Raw genomic sequence first — 3081 nt, forward strand, 5'->3', positions numbered from 1 at the left:
CGTCAAGATGGTGCACAACGGCATCGAATATGGCGTCATGGCCGCCTATGCCGAAGGCATGAACATCCTGAAGTCGGCCAATGCCGGCAAGCGGCAACGGACGGCGGACGCCGAGACCAGTCCGCTGGAAAACCCGCAATACTACCAGTTCGACATCGACCTTCCGCAGGTGGCCGAGGTCTGGCGGCATGGCAGCGTTATCGGCTCCTGGCTGCTCGACTTGACGGCCGGCGCCTTGAAAAGCGATCCGGGCCTGGTGAATTTCGGCGGCCGCGTTTCGGATTCCGGCGAAGGGCGCTGGACGCTGAAGGCGGCGATCGACACCGGCGTGCCGGCTCCGGTGCTGTCCTCGGCGCTGTTCGACCGCTTCTCCTCGCAGGGCGAATCCGAATTCGCCGACAAGCTGCTCTCCGCCATGCGCTATGCCTTTGGCGGCCATGTCGAGAAGCCGAAGGCCGGCAAGTGACGACACGGGGGGAGACACGCGCATGAGCCAGGAACGGTCCGACACGCTGGTGCTCTTCGGGGCAACCGGCGATCTCGCCCACAAGAAGATATTTCCAGCCCTTTACCAGATGGTCGCCAAGGGCACGCTCACCGAACCGGTGATCGGCGTCGCCTTCGATGCCTGGGACCTCAAGCAATTGCAGGCGCGCGCGCGTGACGGCATCGTCAATGCGCTCGGCAAGATCGACGAGAAAGCGTTCGCCAAATTCGCCTCGCTGCTGCGCTACGTCAGCGGCGACTACCGTGACGGAGCGACGTTCGAGAAACTGAAAAACGCCCTCGGCACCGCGCAGCGGCCGCTGCATTACATGGCGGTGCCGCCGACCATGTTCGAGACCGTCGTCCAGGGGCTGGAGCAATCAGGCACGGCGCATGGCGCGCGGCTGATGGTGGAAAAGCCCTTCGGTCACGATCTGCAATCGGCGCGCTGGCTGAACCGGGTCCTGCATCTGGTGTTCGACGAACAGTCGATCTTCCGCATCGACCATTACCTGGGCAAGGAAGCGATCCAGAACCTGCTCTATTTCCGCTTCGCCAATTCGCTGCTCGAGCCGATCTGGAACCGCAACTACGTCGAGAGCGTGCAGATCACCATGGCCGAGGATTTCGGCGTCGAGGGACGTGGCCGCTTCTATGACGATGTCGGCTGCATCAGGGACGTCATCGAGAACCATCTGCTCAACATCCTTTTGCTGCTTGCCATGGAGCCGCCTGTCGGCCGTTCCGCCGACGACCTGATCGATGAGAAGGTGCAGGTGCTGCGCGCGATCAGGACGCTGACAAAAGACGATGTCGTGCGTGGCCAGTTCACCGGCTATCTCGCCGAGCCCGGCGTGGCGCCGAACTCGCCCGTCGAGACCTTCGCGGCGGTGCGTTTCTTCGTCGACACCTGGCGCTGGCAGGACGTGCCGTTCTTCATCCGCGCCGGCAAGAACATGCCGGTGCATGTCACCGAAGTGGTGGTGCGGCTGAAGCGGCCGCCGCTCGATGTCTTCGATCCGATCAAGCCCGCCGACCAGAACTACGTCCGCTTCCGCATCGACCCACAGGTGGTGATCGCCATCGGAGCACAGCGCAAGGCGCCGGGCGACGACATGATCGGCGAGCAGGTCGAACTGACGGCGCTCGACGATTCAAAGGGCGACATGCCGCCCTATGAGCGCTTGATCGGCGACGCCATGAACGGCAACGGGCAGTTGTTCACCCGCCAGGACGCCAGCGAACTGGCCTGGCGCATCGTCGGCCCGGTGCTTGGCGACACCACGCCGCCGCATCTCTACGAGCCGCTCACATGGGGACCGGCGGACGTCATGGCCGGGTTCGGGCCGCCCAATGGCTGGATCGATCCGGTGAAGTGAGAGGACCACACGATGGCCAAGGCGGTGAAGCAACCTGCATCGGGCACCGAGAAGCCGGACACTGAAAAGATCGTGCTCACGATCGGCATCGGCGGCTCGCACGTCAAGATCCTCACCAGCGCCGGCGGCGAGGAGCGCCGCGCCGATTCGGGGCCGGGCCTGACGCCGCAGCAGATGATCGACGTGGTCAACAAGCTCGCCGAAGGCCTGTCCTACGACGTCGTCTCGATGGGCTATCCCGGCCCGGTCAATCACAACAGGCCGCTCGCCGACCCCGCCAATCTCGGCAAGGGCTGGGCTGGATTCGACTTTGCGGGCGCGTTCGGCAAACCGGTGAAAGTGGTCAATGATGCGCTGATGCAAGCCATCGGCAGCTACGAGGGCGGGCGCATGCTGTTCCTCGGGCTCGGCACCGGTCTCGGTGCGGCGATGATCGCCGACAACGTCGCCCAACCGATGGAACTCGCGCATTTGCCCTACAAGAAGGGCAGGAGTTTCGAGGATTATGTCGGCGAACGCGGCCTGGAAAAGCGCGGCAAGAAGAAATGGCGCAAATACGTCTTCGACGTCGTCGACCGGCTCCGTGCCGCCATGCAGCCGGACTATGTCGTGATTGGCGGCGGCAACGTCGACAAGCTCGATGAATTGCCCGCCGACTCCAGGCGCGGCGACAACACACGCGCCTTCGAAGGCGGGTTTCGTTTGTGGCGCGACAAAGCGCTGATAGTCTGATACTGTTATTGTTTAATATAGTTGTTCAAAATAACGTGTGACCTGACATCAAGTCGTTGCAATACGCAGATTTGCCGACTAGGAATTCCGCGCTACACCAACGCCATTCGTCCCGTGGACGCACGAAGGACGCCATAGCATTTTGATTTCGCGCATGATCCTTTCCGGAAGTCGAATCCGATTTTCAGGTCATTCGCTGTAGACGGAGAAATAGAGTGACCGACGATAGCAACAGTGCCCGTAAAGACATCGATCTGCTCGAGCTGACCGCTCACATCGTGTCCGCTTACGTCGAGAAGAACCGCTTGCCCGCCTCCGGCCTGGCCGACCTCATCGCCAGCGTCAGCGCCTCGATAAACGCGCTCGGCAAGCCTGCGGTCCCGGTGGCTGCCCCCTTGGTCCCGGCGGTCAACCCCAAGAAGTCGGTGACACCCGATTTCATCATCTGCCTCGAAGACGGCAAGAAGTTCAAATCGCTGAAGCG

At 62.3% G+C, this 3081-nt stretch carries 3 protein-coding genes and 1 pseudogene; all 4 read left to right on the forward strand.

The window, feature by feature from the left end; genetic code table 11:
- Positions 1–466, forward strand: a pseudogene (locus EN984_RS28340) (6-phosphogluconate dehydrogenase (decarboxylating)); the annotation flags it as partial.
- A gap of 22 nt (positions 467–488) precedes the next feature.
- Positions 489–1865, forward strand: a complete 1377-nt coding sequence (zwf, locus tag EN984_RS28345; protein WP_127267460.1) for a glucose-6-phosphate dehydrogenase — start codon at positions 489–491, stop codon at positions 1863–1865.
- 12 nt (positions 1866–1877) lie between these two features.
- A complete protein-coding gene (locus EN984_RS28350) occupies positions 1878–2597 on the forward strand; it encodes an ROK family protein (RefSeq protein WP_127267459.1) in 720 nt (239 codons plus the stop codon).
- Between the two features lie 215 nt (positions 2598–2812).
- The coding region (locus EN984_RS28355) for a MucR family transcriptional regulator (RefSeq protein WP_206517494.1) at positions 2813–3081 on the forward strand (269 nt) is incomplete at its 3' end.

It is taken from the genome of Mesorhizobium sp. M7A.F.Ca.CA.004.12.1.1 (assembly GCF_003997835.1).
Classification (GTDB): domain Bacteria; phylum Pseudomonadota; class Alphaproteobacteria; order Rhizobiales; family Rhizobiaceae; genus Mesorhizobium.